Annotated in this window: 15 protein-coding genes; 10 read left to right on the top strand and 5 right to left on the bottom strand. The window is 39.5% G+C overall.

Translation table 11 applies throughout. The features are described 5' to 3' along the window. Nucleotides 1-7: 7 nt before the first annotated feature. Nucleotides 8-1,816 carry an oligoendopeptidase F gene (pepF, locus tag OS138_RS02610; protein WP_002288947.1) on the top strand — a complete coding sequence of 603 codons (1,809 nt, stop codon included), beginning with the start codon at nt 8-10 and terminating at the stop codon, nt 1,814-1,816. Between the two features lie 78 nt (nt 1,817-1,894). Here the strand turns inward: pepF and OS138_RS02605 are convergent, their stop codons facing one another. Both OS138_RS02605 and OS138_RS02600 read right to left on the bottom strand, forming a co-directional pair. Next, on the bottom strand, nt 1,895-2,572 hold the full coding sequence (locus OS138_RS02605) for a ClpXP adapter SpxH family protein (RefSeq protein ID WP_002289850.1): 678 nt from the start codon (nt 2,570-2,572) through the stop codon (nt 1,895-1,897). 117 nt (nt 2,573-2,689) lie between these two features. Continuing rightward, nucleotides 2,690-3,265: a CYTH domain-containing protein gene (locus OS138_RS02600; protein ID WP_002289849.1), complete on the bottom strand. Its 576-nt coding sequence runs from the start codon at nt 3,263-3,265 to the stop codon at nt 2,690-2,692. Between the two features lie 130 nt (nt 3,266-3,395). Here OS138_RS02600 and OS138_RS02595 point away from each other — a divergent pair, with 130 nt between their 5' ends. The 4 genes from OS138_RS02595 to mgtE are packed head-to-tail and all read left to right on the top strand — an operon-like array spanning nt 3,396 to nt 7,155. Further along, on the top strand, nt 3,396-4,100 hold the full coding sequence (locus OS138_RS02595) for a GTP pyrophosphokinase (RefSeq protein ID WP_002289848.1): 705 nt from the start codon (nt 3,396-3,398) through the stop codon (nt 4,098-4,100). Continuing rightward, complete coding sequence (locus OS138_RS02590) at nt 4,078-4,875, top strand: NAD kinase (protein WP_087626402.1); 798 nt, start codon at nt 4,078-4,080, stop codon at nt 4,873-4,875. Before OS138_RS02595 ends, OS138_RS02590 begins: the two co-directional genes overlap by 23 nt. Nucleotide 4,876: 1 nt before the next feature. After that, nucleotides 4,877-5,776, top strand: coding sequence for an RluA family pseudouridine synthase (locus OS138_RS02585; RefSeq protein WP_002294562.1), 900 nt, complete (start codon nt 4,877-4,879; stop codon nt 5,774-5,776). Between the two features lie 17 nt (nt 5,777-5,793). Then, on the top strand, nt 5,794-7,155 hold the full coding sequence (gene mgtE / locus OS138_RS02580) for a magnesium transporter (protein ID WP_002294561.1): 1,362 nt from the start codon (nt 5,794-5,796) through the stop codon (nt 7,153-7,155). A gap of 61 nt (nt 7,156-7,216) precedes the next feature. Here mgtE and OS138_RS02575 read toward each other — a convergent pair whose 3' ends face one another. Continuing rightward, a complete protein-coding gene (locus tag OS138_RS02575; protein WP_002294560.1) occupies nt 7,217-7,858 on the bottom strand; it encodes a copper homeostasis protein CutC in 642 nt (213 codons plus the stop codon). Nucleotides 7,859-7,966: 108 nt separating this feature from the next. Here OS138_RS02575 and OS138_RS02570 point away from each other — a divergent pair, with 108 nt between their 5' ends. The 5 genes from OS138_RS02570 to OS138_RS02550 all read left to right on the top strand — a co-directional run bounded on the left by OS138_RS02570 (nt 7,967) and on the right by OS138_RS02550 (nt 13,203). After that, nucleotides 7,967-8,833, top strand: a complete 867-nt coding sequence (locus OS138_RS02570; protein WP_002294559.1) for a methyltransferase domain-containing protein — start codon at nt 7,967-7,969, stop codon at nt 8,831-8,833. Nucleotides 8,834-9,053: 220 nt separating this feature from the next. After that, nucleotides 9,054-9,557, top strand: a complete 504-nt coding sequence (gene trmL / locus OS138_RS02565; protein WP_002289592.1) for a tRNA (uridine(34)/cytosine(34)/5-carboxymethylaminomethyluridine(34)-2'-O)-methyltransferase TrmL — start codon at nt 9,054-9,056, stop codon at nt 9,555-9,557. Nucleotides 9,558-9,605: 48 nt separating this feature from the next. Continuing rightward, nucleotides 9,606-10,265 (top strand): histidine phosphatase family protein, encoded by a 660-nt coding sequence (locus tag OS138_RS02560; protein WP_002294557.1) that lies wholly within the window; start codon nt 9,606-9,608, stop codon nt 10,263-10,265. Between the two features lie 19 nt (nt 10,266-10,284). Next, on the top strand, nt 10,285-12,873 hold the full coding sequence (recD2, locus tag OS138_RS02555; RefSeq protein ID WP_087626405.1) for an SF1B family DNA helicase RecD2: 2,589 nt from the start codon (nt 10,285-10,287) through the stop codon (nt 12,871-12,873). Between the two features lie 102 nt (nt 12,874-12,975). Then, complete coding sequence (locus tag OS138_RS02550) at nt 12,976-13,203, top strand: hypothetical protein (protein WP_002289596.1); 228 nt, start codon at nt 12,976-12,978, stop codon at nt 13,201-13,203. A 109-nt stretch (nt 13,204-13,312) separates the two neighbouring features. Here the strand turns inward: OS138_RS02550 and OS138_RS02545 are convergent, their stop codons facing one another. Then, nucleotides 13,313-13,942, bottom strand: coding sequence for a response regulator transcription factor (locus tag OS138_RS02545; protein ID WP_002289597.1), 630 nt, complete (start codon nt 13,940-13,942; stop codon nt 13,313-13,315). Next, nucleotides 13,939-15,048 (bottom strand): sensor histidine kinase, encoded by a 1,110-nt coding sequence (locus OS138_RS02540; protein WP_442784205.1) that lies wholly within the window; start codon nt 15,046-15,048, stop codon nt 13,939-13,941. The genes OS138_RS02545 and OS138_RS02540 overlap by 4 nt, the downstream gene beginning before the upstream one ends. Nucleotides 15,049-15,108 lie beyond the last annotated feature (60 nt).

The following is a 15,108-nucleotide window of genomic DNA, read 5'->3' as shown; positions in this document are numbered from 1 at the left end:
GGATTTCATGGAAGTAAAGCAGTTGCCAAAACGAGAAGAATTGCCTGAAAATTTAACTTGGGACTTGACCAAGATCTTTTCAAGCGACCAAGAGTTTGATGAGAAATATTTGGAATTATCAGAAGAGTTAAAACAATCTGAAAAACACAAAGGAACACTTGATCAAGGCGCTTCTCAATTTTTAAATGCGATTGAATTCGTATTGAGGGTTTATCGCCAAACTGAAGTCATTTATGTATATGCGCACCTTAAAAACGATCAAGACACTGGAAATACAGATTACCAAGCGCTTTATGCAAGAGCAAGCAGTCTGTTTTCGAAAGTTAGTGAAGCCGTTTCCTGGTTTGAACCAGAAATATTGCAATTGTCAGATGACCAGATTTGGCAATATTTCAAAGAAGAACCAAAATTGGAAGTCTATCGCCATTATATCCAGCAAATAGTAGATAATCGAGCCCATGTCTTATCTGCTGAGCAAGAATCTCTTCTTGCTGGAGCAGGTGAAATCTTTGATGCTTCAAGTGATACATTTGCTGTTTTGAATAATGCAGATCTAGTTTTTCCAACGATTGAAGGAGAAAATGGTGAAATAGTCCAATTATCTCATGGCGTGTATGGTCAGTTGCTAGAAAGCACGGATCGAAGGGTACGCGAAGCAGCATTTAAGGGATTGTACAGTGTTTACGAACAATTTAGAAATACATTTGCTTCTACTTTAGGCACACATATAAAAGGACATAATTTTAAAGCGAAAGTCCGTAATTACAGCTCTGCCAGAGAAGCGTCTTTGAGCAATAATCATATTCCTGAAAGTGTATACGATACTTTGGTAGACGTGGTAAACAAGCATTTGCCTTTGTTACATCGATACATGGAATTACGGAAACGTTTATTAGAAGTGGAAAAACTGCACATGTATGATCTTTATACACCGGTCTTAGGGGAAGCTCCAATTACCTTTACGTACGAAGAAGCAAAAGAAAAAGCTTTAGAAGCACTGAAACCAATGGGTGAAGAATACATGGCCATCGTAGAAAAAGCATTCTCTGAACGTTGGATCGATGTTGTCGAAAATAAAGGGAAACGAAGCGGTGCTTATTCTTCGGGAAGCTATGACACAAATCCATATATTTTATTGAATTGGCATGATACGCTGGATCAGCTATTTACGCTTGTCCACGAAATGGGACATAGTGTTCATAGTTATTTCACTCGTTCGAACCAGCCTTATGTGTACGGCGACTACTCCATCTTTTTAGCAGAAATTGCTTCGACAACGAATGAAAATATCCTAACGGAGTATTTATTGGAAACAGAAAAAGACCCTCGTGTACGGGCTTATGTACTCAACCATTACTTGGATGGGTTTAAAGGAACAGTTTTCCGCCAGACACAATTCGCTGAATTCGAGCATTTCATGCATACGGAAGATGAAAAAGGTGTGCCATTGACTAGTGAATACCTAAGTGATAGTTATGGTAAATTGAATGCAAAATATTATGGTCCAGCAGTCGAAGAAGACCCAGAAATTAAATTCGAATGGTCACGGATACCGCATTTTTATTATAATTACTATGTTTTCCAATACTCGACTGGCTTTTCTGCTGCTTCAGCACTGGCGAAGAAAATACTAAACCAGGAACCAGAGGCACTAGAGAACTACTTGGCTTACCTAAAAGCAGGTAACAGCGATTATCCTGTGGAAGTAATGAAAAAAGCAGGAGTTGATATGACACAGGCTGCATATATCGAAGATGCAATGTCGATGTTTGAACAACGTCTAAATGAATTAGAAGAATTGATCGATCGTTTATAAGGCTTTCTATTTTTGATTTTCTCGAATAGAAACGAAAAAAATACGTCGGCTCTCTTGTAAGGGAGTCGACGTATTTTTTTAATTAGAAAGCAAGTGTAAATGGCTAGTTCTTGAATGGAACTGAGAATCATTTGTATGTAAATGTTCACCATTAAAAACTTGATATGAGTTATCTGTTGTTTTACACAGCTCTGTGATTCTCCAAAGGCTACTTGTACCTTTTACTTCTACTAAAACACCAAAATCACGGTCGCAGGCATAATTGTAAACGACTGCAGAAGGGTGTTTTGTGATGCCCATTTCCCGAGCAATTTTTTGATCAGAAAAGAATACTTCTTTAACGAAGTCAGACTGCCGATCTTCTTTAAACATATTCAAATCGCCGCCGATTTCTTCAAATATGGATTCAGCAAGTTCTTGAGAATATGGTATGTCATTACAGCCGACTGCTTCTTGCAATTTGATCAAAAAACGGCGGCCTTTTTTCTTTCCTTGAAACTGCGCCGCTTTGCAGTCTAATGCTGCAGAATAAGTCATTGAGAATAAGTGATTACGTTCCTCAAGATTGTTCTGAGAAATTCCTTTTTGTTGCATGACATCCCCAATTGTCTGCAAATTGACCAAAGGAAGAAAGCGAAATTGCATCTTTTCTTTTGATGGTGTCCCGTACTCTTCTTCGATAAATTGTAATAACTGTTGTTCCATTTCGAAACAGTATTCCCCTAAAGGATTAACAAATAAATAGATTTCGATCATATGAATCTCCCCCAAAATAGATTCTATACAACTAGTGACTAGATTCTTTCACATCCTATAACTTAACAGAAAAAAGTAAAAAAATGAACTCAAGTGCCTTGTGAAAATGAAAGGTTTCTAATTTTTAGCTTCAAGCATACGTTGGATCTTGTTTTTAGCAGGACGATAAGGTAAAGAAAAACGTTTTAAAAAATTTATAAAAGCAATTTTTCCCACAGATGCATCCCCTACCTCTAGTTCCAGTTCAAAATCGTGTAGATTGTCTCCCCAGCTTTCATCAATAGCTAAAAGTCCTTCTTCAATAGGGAATTCAGCCCGTTTTGTTGTAAGCTTTCCGGTTTGGATTAATGAAGCAGGATCGATATTCAAATCAGAAAGTTTTTGAAAAACTGCGCCTGAACGAGGCAGACGTTTTTCGAAGATAAATGCTTCTGCTTCTTCTGTTATAAAGGTATCCGTTGTTTCGAGACGCCCTTTTTCAGCAGGTGTTTTTAATGTATATTCAGCTTGATGACCAACGAAACGGATCCGTAGGCCACAATTTTGTTTCTTCAGCTGTTCATCAACGGTATCGAAATAAATATTAGTCTGTACACGGAAATCTTTATCTGTTAATTGATAGTGAGCGATGAATATCTCGTACTCTTGCTTTGTCAGCATAGATTTATATTCGATTTCAAGCATTTGTGTCATTTGATCGACTCCTTTTTGTCTATTTTGCCTAATTTTCTTTTTTTGGTCAATGCATAAATCAAGAGTACGAAAAAACTTTGCATATATGGTAGAATAAACAATGAATGTTAATGAAGTAGAGGTATCAGCTATGGAACGAGATTGGGAAGCATTTTTAGCACCATATGAACAAACTGTATCAGAATTGAAAGTGAAACTGCGGGGGATCCGCAAACAGTTCCGTGAACAAAATCGACATGTCCCGATTGAATTTGTCACTGGGAGAGTCAAGCCAGTCGATAGTATTGTAACAAAATCACAATTACGGCATATTCCAATGGGACGTTTAGAAGAAGAAATGTCTGATATTGCCGGGTTAAGGATCATGTGTCAGTTTGTAGAAGATATCCATCAAGTTGTTGAGATCATCCGTAAAAGAAAAGACATGAAAGTTCTCCAAGAACGAGATTACATCACAAATAAAAAAGCAAGTGGCTACCGTTCTTATCATCTGGTGATCGAGTATCCTGTACAGCTGATCAGCGGTGAGAAGAAAATTTTGGCGGAAATCCAGATTCGGACTCTTGCGATGAATTTCTGGGCAACGATTGAGCATTCGCTGAATTATAAATATCAAGGCGTTTTTCCAGAAGAAATGAGTGAACGACTTCAGCGTGCGGCAGAAGCTGCCTATCAGTTGGATGAAGAGATGTCTAGTATCCGTGAAGAAATCCAAGAAGCACAGCGGTTATTCTCCCATGGAAGAGGAAAATCAGATGATGTCTACTATCGAACGCTTTTGAAGAAAGAAAGCGAAAGAGAGGAGGCAGGGGATGAAAGTAGCGATCGTTCATAATAAAGAAGCAAAGACTATAGAAGTGACAGAACGTTTGAGCGCACTTTTAGAACAAGCAGGGATTCAACGAGATGATCATGAGCCAGAATTGGTCATCTCAGTCGGCGGAGACGGCACATTATTGTCGGCGTTCCATCACTACAGTCATTGTCTGAATGATGTGCGTTTCTTGGGCGTGCATACAGGTCATTTAGGGTTTTACACGGATTGGCGGGATTACGAGCTGGAAGAACTAGTAGACAGCTTACGAACGAACCGGGAACAAAGTGTTAGTTATCCCTTGCTGGATGTTCGGATCAGTTATTTGGATGAAACACCGGACCAGCATTTTTTAGCACTGAATGAATCAACGATTAAACGGGCCAATCGTACGATGGTAGCCGATGTATACATCAAAAACGAGCTGTTTGAAAGTTTTAGAGGAGATGGATTGACGATTTCTACGCCTACTGGTTCGACAGCATATAATAAAAGTGTCGGCGGTGCTGTGATCCATCCTAGTATCAATGCCTTTCAGTTGGCAGAGATTGCTTCACTGAATAATCGAGTGTTTCGTACTTTGGGTTCTCCGATCGTGATTGCCCATGATGAATGGCTAGAAATAAAATTGGAAAATACAGAAGATTATCTTGTAACGGTTGATCAATTGAATGTCGCAAAAGCAAATATCCGCTCAATTTATTATCGAATAGCAGAAGAACGGATCCATTTTGCTTCTTATCGACATATGCATTTTTGGCATCGTGTGAAAGATGCCTTTATTAGTGAGGATTGATATGCAGTTTACATGGGATTATGAGAAAGATCATTCTCAGCAAGTAAAATATTTTTTAAAAGAAAAAGGGATCTCAAAGGGTCTATTAGCGAAAATAAAATTTCAAGGCGGTCAAATCAAAGTTAATGATCAAGTAGAAAATGTCTTGTTTTCTCTAGCTAAGGATGATAAGGTAACCATTGTGATTCCTGCTGAAGGAGAACATGAAACCGTACTTTTGGATGAAACACCGATCGATATCGTGTATGAAGATGAACACGTTCTGGTAGTAAATAAACCAGCAGGCGTTTCGTCTATTCCTGCCCAATACCATCCAAATGGGACAATGGCTAATCGTGTAAAGGCTTATTATAAAAAACAAGGTTACGAAAACCAAGTAATCCATGTGGTGACGCGACTAGATCGGGATACATCTGGTTTGATGCTTTTTGCAAAGCATGGATTTGCGCACGCAAAATTAGATATGCAACTTCGTGAAAAGAAGTTTGTGAAAAAATATCAGGCCTTAGTCAGTGGAAGGCTTTCAGATTTATCGGCACATGGACATATCGATTTGCCGATCGCCCGAGATTATTCTTCGCTATTGAAGCGAATGGTCTCTGATGAAGGACGTTCGGCACAGACTGAGTACTGGATAGAGAAGCGACTAACAGAAATCGCGTTAGTTGATATCCAGCTGCATACAGGAAGGACACATCAAATAAGAGTTCATTTTTCCGCAATTGGCTGTGCCCTGCTCGGTGATGATATGTATGGCGGGCGAATGGATCTGGGAATAAAAAGACAAGCCCTTCATTGTTATGATCTGCGTTTTTACCATCCATTTACAGAAGAGTTGCTGGAGTTCAAGCAGCCTTTAGCCGCAGACATGGAGGCAGTTGTGAGACGGTTTGAAGAATAAGGCGAGGTGAGATTGGTTTGGATGAAAATCAAGAATTAGAGGAAAGATTTGCCCAGTTGACTCAAGATTTAAGGGAAAATAATATTCAGGCATTCAGAAACAGTTTTTTAGAGATGCATATCTATGAGCAGGGGCAATTCTACCAATCTCTTACAGAAGAGAACAGGCAGCTGATCTATTCCTATCTGTCGCCTAAAGAATTAGCGGATATGTTCGATGTGATTGAAGAAGACAACGAACATATGAAAGAATACCTAGATGAAATGCGTCCTAGCTATGCAGCTGATATGCTTTCTGAGATGTATACAGATAATGCTGTTGACTTGCTTAATACGCTGGATAAAAAGCAAATTGCTAAATATTTAAGTTTGATGTCGGCAGACGATGCCAGTGAAATCAAGGAACTTCTCCATTACGAGGATGAAACAGCTGGCGCGATCATGACAACTGAATTTGTTTCGATCGTAGCCAATCAAACTGTTCGCTCTGCGATGTACGTGCTGAAGAACGAAGCAGATGTAGCTGAAACAATCTATTACATCTATGTCGTTAATCAAGAAGGTCAGCTAGTAGGGGTTATTTCTCTGCGCGACCTAATCGTGAATGATGACGACGCAATGATTTCTGATCTGATGAGCGAACGAGTGCTTTCAGTTCATGTAGGCGACGATCAAGAAGATGTGGCACAAACATTTAGGGATTATGACTTCTTAGCTCTTCCTGTTACCGATTATGATGATCATTTGTTAGGAATCGTCACAGTCGATGATATCATCGACGTTATTGATGATGAAGCTGCTAGCGATTATTCAGGACTTGCCGGGGTCAATGTGGAAGAAATTAATGAAAATCCAGTAAAGGCAGCGTCTCGACGTTTGCCTTGGCTGATCACTCTGTTGTTTTTAGGTATGTCGACCGCTTCTTTAATCAGTCACTATGAAGACTTGGTAAGTGAAGCGAGTATTTTAGCAGTCTTCATTTCGCTGATTACAGGAACTGCCGGTAATGCTGGAACCCAGTCGCTAGCTGTGGCTGTTCGTCGACTTGCGATTTCTGATGAGAAAGATCATGGATTTGTTCGACTTGTTTTGGCTGAAGTCTTGACCGGCGTTGTCACAGGAGCTGTTACGGGGATCACGATTTTTCTAATCGTAGGTTTTTGGAAACATAATTTTATCTTGGGGTTTGTCATAGGGATGGCTATGCTATTTGCAATCACAGTGGCGAATCTTGCAGGTAGTTTAATCCCGATGCTAATGGATCGTCTAGGATTTGATCCAGCAGTAGCAAGCGGTCCCTTTATCACGACTTTGAGCGATTTGACGAGTGTACTGATTTATTTCAATATTGCTTCTTTATTTATGGGCTATTTTATGTAAAAAAACAAAAACATTTGCAATAAGCATTATGCCTGTTGCAAATGTTTTTTTGTTTATAAGATTATAACTGAAGATCCACGATTTTGGTTCCGTGTACTTCGCTTACGTTCAATTCTTTAGCTACATGTGCTGCATTCTCTGCAGTGACACCACCACCAGGCAAAATGATTAAGCGGCCATCTGTATAGGCAATCAATTCTTTAAGCCGTGGGAAATTTTCTACAATAGTTTTGTCAGCAGGACCGCCATGAGTCAAGATACGGTCAACACCATGTTCTACCAGCCAATCGATTGCTTCGAATTGCCGATCTTCAGGAATACTGTCAAAAGCCATATGGAAGGTGATCTGCAACCCTTCTGCTGTTTCGATCAATAGTTCTAAGGCCTCTTCGTCTAGCCAGCCTGAAGGAGTAAGACAACCAAATACTACGCCATCCGTCCCTAATTTCTTTGCTTCAATCAAATCAGTATGCATGATTTTCAATTCGATATCGTTATAGACGAAGTCGCCCCCTCTAGGACGAATAATCGTCATTACGGGGATATCTTTTTCCCCAGCATAACTTAACGTTTCTTCGATCACACCAGTACTCGGGGTTGTGCCACCGACCGCTAAGTTGTCACACAATTCGATCCGATCGGCTCCTCTAGCAATTGCTAGAGGAATAGATGTGTAGTTTTCAGCGCAAAATTCTTTGATCATCTAATCTTCTCCTTTATCTTTCACTTTCTTCTAGGCATTGTATCATATTTTTAGCAGTTGCCAAAGTGAGCATCTAACGGTAAGATAAAACAGAAATGAGGGGGAACTATGTTAAAAAAAATTGACCGAGGACGCCAGTTTTTGGCAGAAAATCATCAGCTGTTCCGCTGTCCGGTTTGCCAAGAAGAAGTAAAAAAGTCTGATAATGGCTTGATATGCAAAAATAATCACCGTTTTGACCTTTCCAAAAAAGGAACACTTTATTTTTTATCCCATGCGGTTAAAACAGAATACGATCAAGGAATGTTCGTTCCAAGGCGTAGAATGATCCAATCTGGCATGTATCAGCCCGTTATTGAGACTATTGCGCAGCATTTACCTGAAGAAGTCTCGCTATTAGATGTTGGCTGCGGAGAAGGTAGCTTCTTGAATGAACTTTCAAAATTGAAAAAGATTCAAAATGCTGTTGGATTTGATATTTCAAAAGAAGGAGTCTACGCAGCTACAGAACAATCTGCCGAAGCATTTTGGTGTGTAGCTGATTTGACCAATTTGCCGTTTGCTGATCAAACATTCAACGCGGTTTTAAATATCTTTTCGCCTTCTCATTACCAAGAATTCCAACGTGTACTCTCAGAAGATGGAGAAGTGTTGAAGGTGGTGCCACAAGAAAATTATTTAAAGGAACTACGTCAGGCTTTTTATCCGAATCAACCTGAAAAACAGAGTTATTCCAATGAACGTGTAGTAGCCAAGTTTGCTGAAGCAATGAAATTAACTGAACGTCAGCGTGTAACCTATGAATTTGAGATACCAGAGGAAAATCAAAAAGATCTTTTGGCCATGTCACCTTTAGAATGGCAGGTAGAAGAGCGAATCAAAGCAGACTTATATAAGAATCCTTTGAAGAAGATTACAATTGACATAGAATTATTAAAAGGAACTAAGAGAAAACGTTTTTCTAGCAGTTTTTAATGAGTAGAGGTTGCAAAAAAAAGTTGAGGGTGTTATATTAGCAACAAGTTGTTTTTTCATTGGTTTTTATCAGGTTCCTGTTCTGATAAAAGTTAGTGAGAAGAGCTTCACTAACGTAACGACTCGCAGTGACTGACACCGAGTTGATACGTTTTTTTTTATGCAAAAATCAAATTGTCAGAAAATAGAAACGAACATAAATATGAGAGGAATGATCCTGATGAATCATATCGTTTTATTTGAACCATTAATCCCTGCAAACACTGGAAATATTGCCCGTACGTGTGCAGCCACGAATACTCCGCTTCATTTAATCGAGCCACTAGGTTTTTCAACTGATGACAAACATCTAAAACGGGCAGGGTTGGATTATTGGAATGATGTAAATATTACTTACCACAGTAATTTAGAAGCTTTTTTAACATTTTTAGGTAATCGTAAACTACATTTGATCTCAAAATTTGCCCATAAAGTATATAGTGACGAAAATTTTGCTGATGGAGAAGAGCACTTCTTTTTATTTGGAAAAGAAACAACCGGTTTGCCAGAAACATTTATGCGTGAAAACGAAGAAAAGTGTTTACGCATCCCTATGAATGATGAGCATGTCCGCTCATTGAATTTATCGAATACAGCTGCAATGATAGTGTATGAAGCACTTCGCCAGCAAGGATTCCCTAATTTAGAATTGACGCATCACTATGAAAATGACAAGCTGGATTAGACAGTTTATTATAGAGTAAAATAAAAGAAAGACTGGAGTTTGCTGCGTATGGAACTATATTTTACCCGACATGGGAAGACACAATGGAATCAGGAAAGACGTTTTCAAGGGAGCAATGGCGATTCTCCGCTTTTGCCACAAAGTTACGAAGAAATCAAAGCATTTGGGAAAAAGGTAAAATATGTTCCTTTTAAAGCAATTTATTCCAGTACAGCAAAGCGAGCACGTGATACAGCAGAAGGTATCAACAAAGAGCTTGCTCGTCCGGTAGAGATTTTTTATACAGATAAGCTAAGAGAACTAGGGCTGGGTACTTTAGAAGGTCAGTCGATCGATGAAATGTACCAGAAATATCCGGATAATCTGCCGAATTTGCGTAATCATTTAGATCTGTATGATCCTTCTCCTTTTCACGGAGAAACGATTGAATCGGCAATCACACGTATCGAAACTGTTGTAGCAGATGCGGTTGCCCAACATAAAGATGGCCCACTTTTATTCGTAGGACATGGAGCTTCTTTAACTGCAGCCATTCAATGGATGACAGGAAAAGAGCTAAGTGAGTTGCGTGAAATGGGTGGATTGTTCAATAGTAGTTTGACGATTTTAGAGACTGAAGAGCCTTGCAGATTATTGCCATATGAACTGAAAGTATGGAACCAAACAGATTTTTTAGGAACTGAAACAGCACCAGAACCTTTACTATAGAAGAAGGAGGCGGCTTCCGATGCAGCCAGAAGAAATGCCTTATTTCGTTGGTACAGTTGCCGCGATTTTTTTTCAAAATCCTAGTAATTTTTACAAAGTGCTTTTGGTACACATCAGTGAAACCACAGCTGATTACCGTGAAAAAGAGATTGTAGTCACCGGAAGTTTCGGCGATATTCAAGAAAATGAGACTTATCGTTTTTATGGAGAATTAGTGGATCATCCTAAATACGGAAGGCAGCTTAAACTCGAAAGATATGAGCAAGAAAAGCCAACAACTGCAAATGGGATCGTAGCGTATCTTTCCAGCGAAAAATTCCCAGGAATCGGGAAGAAAACAGCAGAAAAAATTGTAGAATTGCTGGGAGAAGATGCTATCGAAAAAATCATTGCTGATCCTTCGGTATTAAAACAAATCTCCGGTTTGACGAAGCCAAAAAGAGAAATGCTTGCTGAGACGATTCGGCTAAACCACGGGATGGATCAAGTGATCATGGGACTGAATCGTTACGGGTTCGGTAGTCAGTTAGCTTTCAGTATCTACCAGGCCTATAAGAACGAGTCTTTGGATATCATCGAAGAAAATCCGTACCAGCTAGTCGAAGACATAGAAGGAATCGGGTTCAAACGTGCAGATAATCTAGCCGAACAAATCGGTATTGCAGCAGATTCACCGAGAAGAATTCGAGCAGCTATCTTGCATCAGATTTTTCAGCATGCAGTTCAAACAGGAGATACATACGTACCGGCGGAGACATTGCTTCAGCAAACGATCCGTATTTTAGAAACAAGTCGCCCAATTGAAATCCAGCCTGATCAGGTTGCTACTGTAATTATCCAACTTGTTGAAGAAGGAAAGATACAACAAGAAGAGACTAATCTTTACGAAAACAGTTTGTACTTTTCTGAATGGGGGATCGGTAATTCGATCCAGCGCCTTCTCAGTCGTAAAAAAGAAATCCATTATCCTGAAAAAGAAGTGCAGAAGAATATTCGGCGTATCGAAAAAATATTCGGCATACAGTATGGACCTTCGCAAGAACAAGCTATCGCTGAAGCAATCCGTTCCCCTCTATTTATTTTAACAGGAGGACCAGGTACGGGGAAAACTACTGTGATCAACGGAATCGTCAATCTTTTTGCAGAGTTGAACGGACTGGAATTGGATCTTTCAAAATATACCCAAGAAATTTTTCCTATTCTACTTGCAGCACCAACTGGCCGAGCAGCTAAACGAATAAACGAAACGACAGGTCTGCCTGCCAGTACGATCCATCGTCTTCTGGGGCTGAATGGACGGGAAAAAACACCTTCAGTCAGTACGAAAGAATTAGAAGGCGGACTTTTGATTGTTGATGAGATGTCTATGGTCGATACATGGCTGGCTAACACATTATTCAAAGCGATTCCGACGAATATGCAAGTTATCTTAGTAGGAGACAAAGATCAGCTTCCCTCTGTCGGTCCTGGTCAAGTACTCCATGATCTTTTGGAAATCGAACAAATTCCCAAAATGGAACTCAATCAGATTTATCGGCAAGGTGATGGTTCTAGTATTATTCCTCTTGCCCATGAGATCAAAGAAGGACGTCTGCCAAAAGATTTCACAAAGAATCAAAAAGATCGTTCCTATTTCCGAAGTGATGCTTATCAAATTGAACCCTTGATCTCTAAAATTGTGGAAAAAGCGAAAAATAAGGGATTCCGTGCACAAGATATCCAAGTATTAGCACCAATGTATCGGGGACCTGCAGGGATCGATGCGTTAAATAAAATGATGCAGGAGATATTCAATCCAGGGAAACCTGGAAAAAAGGAAGTACATTGGAACGACACCGTTTATCGGATAGGAGACAAAGTCCTCCAATTAGTCAATACTCCCGAATTGAATGTATTCAATGGAGATATGGGAGAAATCACGGGTATCATCTTGGCAAAAGATTCTGAAGATAAAGTGGATGAATTAGTTATCCAGTTTGATGCAAATGAGGTCACTTATAAAAGAAACGAATGGAATAAAATCACTCTTTCTTATTGTTGCTCAATCCATAAATCACAAGGCAGTGAATTCAAGATGGTTATTTTGCCCATGGTCCATCAATATCAGCGAATGCTTCAGCGTAATTTGCTCTACACGGCAGTGACCCGCAGTAAGGAACTGTTGATTTTGTTAGGGGAAGAGCAAGCCTATGTCACTTGTGTAGCGAATGAATCAGCAAGCCGGATGACTACGTTGAAATCAAGGATCATAGATAATGATAAAATGAATATCACTCTGCGGACAAAACTAGCAGCTTATGAAGATTCTTTGGTCGGAAATGATCCATTTGAAGATGGGAACTATACAAAAGAGCCACGGGTTGTAAAAGAAAAGCTACCTGTAGAAGATGACAGTGGGACGAATGAATCGAAAAAACAAGTAATGGAAACAGTGGAACCAGATCTGTTTTCTTCATTTGTTGGAGAAGAAAAGAAAGAAGAGGTAGAACCTGCTGTTTCTAAAGATTTCGTTCTTACAGCAGAAGTGATCGATAACCAGTTAGTAGATCCGATGATTGGTATGGAAAACAGTTCTCCCTACGATTTTATACCGGCAAAAAATGCTTGATTTTAAAGATGAGAAATAGCTAAAAATGATCATTGGTTAGCGTTTTCTTTTGTTTTTTCAGTGTGATATGCTAAGCTGAAATCAAAAGGGGGGCGTTACTTTATGGCTAAAGAAACCGAAGATAAATTAGCGAAATTAGCAAAAGAATCTGGCAATGACTTTAAAAAGTTAGATGAGATGGAAAAAGAATTCAAATTGAATGAAAGTCCTGATGTAGAACGAGACGATCGTGAAGAATCAAAACTAGAAAAAACGTTAGACAAGGCGCCTATTTTTCCGCCTAACACGCCGAACAATCCAACGAATCCTGGCAGCCCTGCGAATCCTTGATTCTTTTAATCGTGAGGAAATGGTTTGCGGGACAATTGAATAGAAGATGTGAAAAAAACCTGAATGATGCGAAGGAGCATCATTCAGGTTTTTTTGTGTTAGATAAGACTTATTGCAAATGCTGATAAAAATAGATAGCCAATTGCGTGCGATCCCGTAAATCTAGCTTTTCTAGTAATTGGCTGATGTAATTGCGAACAGTGCCGTCACTCAAGTACAAGGCATCTGCAATTTCTTTATTGTTTTTCCCGGCAGCTACTTCTTTGATGATTGCAAGCTCACGTTCACTAAAAGAAGCATAAGCATGACTATCAATCGTCGGTTTATTCTTCATCATTTGAGTGAAAGTCTCGATGATTTCATTACCAAATACGGCCTGTCCATTATAAGCGGATTTGACAGAAGGAATAATCGCTTGCAAGTTCTGTTTGATTAAATACCCTTTGACACCGATGGAAAATGCTTCGCGGATGTATTCTTCATCTTTGAATGTCGTCAAAAGCAAAAGGATGGCTTTGGGAAATTTAGCCAAAATTTCTTTGGCAGCATCGATGCCCGTTTGTTTAGGCATGCGGATGTCCGTCAGCAAAACATCGGGACGATGGGTTTCGTATAAGACTAGCGCATCCTTGGCACAATGACCAATGCCTAACACACGGATCTCTTTCGTGCTTTCTAAAATGGTTTGTAACGATTTCGTCACAAATGGATCATCATCAATAATGACTACTGTTATCATTGGTGTCCCTCCCTTGGTAAAATGATCGTTAACTGAAATTGCTGGTTTTCTTGGAAAATATGGACTTGTCCCTTTTGTTCTTGAACACGTTGACGCATCGTTTTCAAACCAATACCGGGAGCAGAATTTTTTTGTGGGCTGGTGCCATCATTCGTGATTTGCAAGCGATAAAAGACCGGCAACGTTCGAAAATGTAAAACAACGGTTTTGGCATGACTATGTTTGATACTGTTGGTTAAGGCTTCTTTGATGACCATTAAGAAGCAGTTTTGCTGCGTTTCATTCAATCCTTCAAACAAGTTTCCTTCAATCGTAACAGAAGAAGGAAAATCAGCGATCAGAAACTCTAAGGAGTGTTGAAAAGAGATCGATGTCTCATGGAGGTCATGGACACTTTGACGAATCCGATCCATCCCAGTGTGAACGGTGGCACTTAAATTTTCTAATGGTTCTTTTAGTTTTGGTTCTTGATTGATCATTTCAAGCGCACCAATTTGTAAAATCGCACTTGACAGCAGATGACCGACATTGTCATGGATGTCTCGGGCAATTCGGTTCCGTTCTTCCAAAATTTGCAAGGCTAATTGTGTTTCTTGTGACAGGGCCAATGCTTTATTTTGTTCCGATAACTCTTGTTGTTTTTCCCAATGAGTATCTTTGGAGACAATGTACTTTTTCTCAAGATCGGTCGTTCGTTGATCTTTTTTTCGTAAGTAAAAGGAAAAAAACAGCAAAATTACGACAAAGGCGACCTTGATGGGGGGATGATTACCAACCGTCGAAATCAACAAAAAACCTAACAAAAACAAGTAATCAAGGTGGCTTTCTTCAGGGGCGATCACTCGCATCGTCGCTGGCAGAAACAGGACAAGATCAGGTAAAAAGGCACATAAAAGAAATAGAATAACTTGGAAAATCCAATTTGGCTTTGTAGGCAGTAAATAACTGACACCAGTGAATAAAACGGCGATCAATAAATAGATAACTTGCATAGCAACGAATCCTTGACTTACCAGCAAAAGCAATGAGATAACCAGTAGAAAGCTAGTTTCGTTGAGTAGCCGAGATTTATGCATAGCAGACTCCTTCATTGTGACAAATGTCATGTGTGGTTTAGCCAATCGTCACTAGTTTCTTTTCTTGCACTTTATTATAGTCAGATCAAC

It is taken from the genome of Enterococcus sp. E5-37 (assembly GCF_035726925.1).
GTDB lineage: Bacteria > Bacillota > Bacilli > Lactobacillales > Enterococcaceae > Enterococcus_B > Enterococcus_B faecium.
The sequence above is the reverse complement of the archived record's forward strand: the minus strand, read 5'-3'. Positions and strand labels throughout refer to the sequence as shown.

What these genes read in the sequence shown, in the direction of transcription:
- trmL (WP_002289592.1), top strand. Translation starts at nt 9,054, where the DNA reads ATGAATCATATCGTTTTATTTGAACCATTAATCCCTGCAAACACTGGA.
- OS138_RS02540 (WP_442784205.1), bottom strand. Translation starts at nt 15,048, where the DNA reads ATGACATTTGTCACAATGAAGGAGTCTGCTATGCATAAATCTCGGCTA.
- OS138_RS02605 (WP_002289850.1), bottom strand. Translation starts at nt 2,572, where the DNA reads ATGATCGAAATCTATTTATTTGTTAATCCTTTAGGGGAATACTGTTTC.
- OS138_RS02545 (WP_002289597.1), bottom strand. Translation starts at nt 13,942, where the DNA reads ATGATAACAGTAGTCATTATTGATGATGATCCATTTGTGACGAAATCG.
- OS138_RS02595 (WP_002289848.1), top strand. Translation starts at nt 3,396, where the DNA reads ATGGAACGAGATTGGGAAGCATTTTTAGCACCATATGAACAAACTGTA.
- OS138_RS02590 (WP_087626402.1), top strand. Translation starts at nt 4,078, where the DNA reads ATGAAAGTAGCGATCGTTCATAATAAAGAAGCAAAGACTATAGAAGTG.
- OS138_RS02570 (WP_002294559.1), top strand. Translation starts at nt 7,967, where the DNA reads ATGTTAAAAAAAATTGACCGAGGACGCCAGTTTTTGGCAGAAAATCAT.
- OS138_RS02560 (WP_002294557.1), top strand. Translation starts at nt 9,606, where the DNA reads ATGGAACTATATTTTACCCGACATGGGAAGACACAATGGAATCAGGAA.
- OS138_RS02575 (WP_002294560.1), bottom strand. Translation starts at nt 7,858, where the DNA reads ATGATCAAAGAATTTTGCGCTGAAAACTACACATCTATTCCTCTAGCA.
- OS138_RS02600 (WP_002289849.1), bottom strand. Translation starts at nt 3,265, where the DNA reads ATGACACAAATGCTTGAAATCGAATATAAATCTATGCTGACAAAGCAA.
- recD2 (WP_087626405.1), top strand. Translation starts at nt 10,285, where the DNA reads ATGCAGCCAGAAGAAATGCCTTATTTCGTTGGTACAGTTGCCGCGATT.
- OS138_RS02585 (WP_002294562.1), top strand. Translation starts at nt 4,877, where the DNA reads ATGCAGTTTACATGGGATTATGAGAAAGATCATTCTCAGCAAGTAAAA.
- pepF (WP_002288947.1), top strand. Translation starts at nt 8, where the DNA reads ATGGAAGTAAAGCAGTTGCCAAAACGAGAAGAATTGCCTGAAAATTTA.
- OS138_RS02550 (WP_002289596.1), top strand. Translation starts at nt 12,976, where the DNA reads ATGGCTAAAGAAACCGAAGATAAATTAGCGAAATTAGCAAAAGAATCT.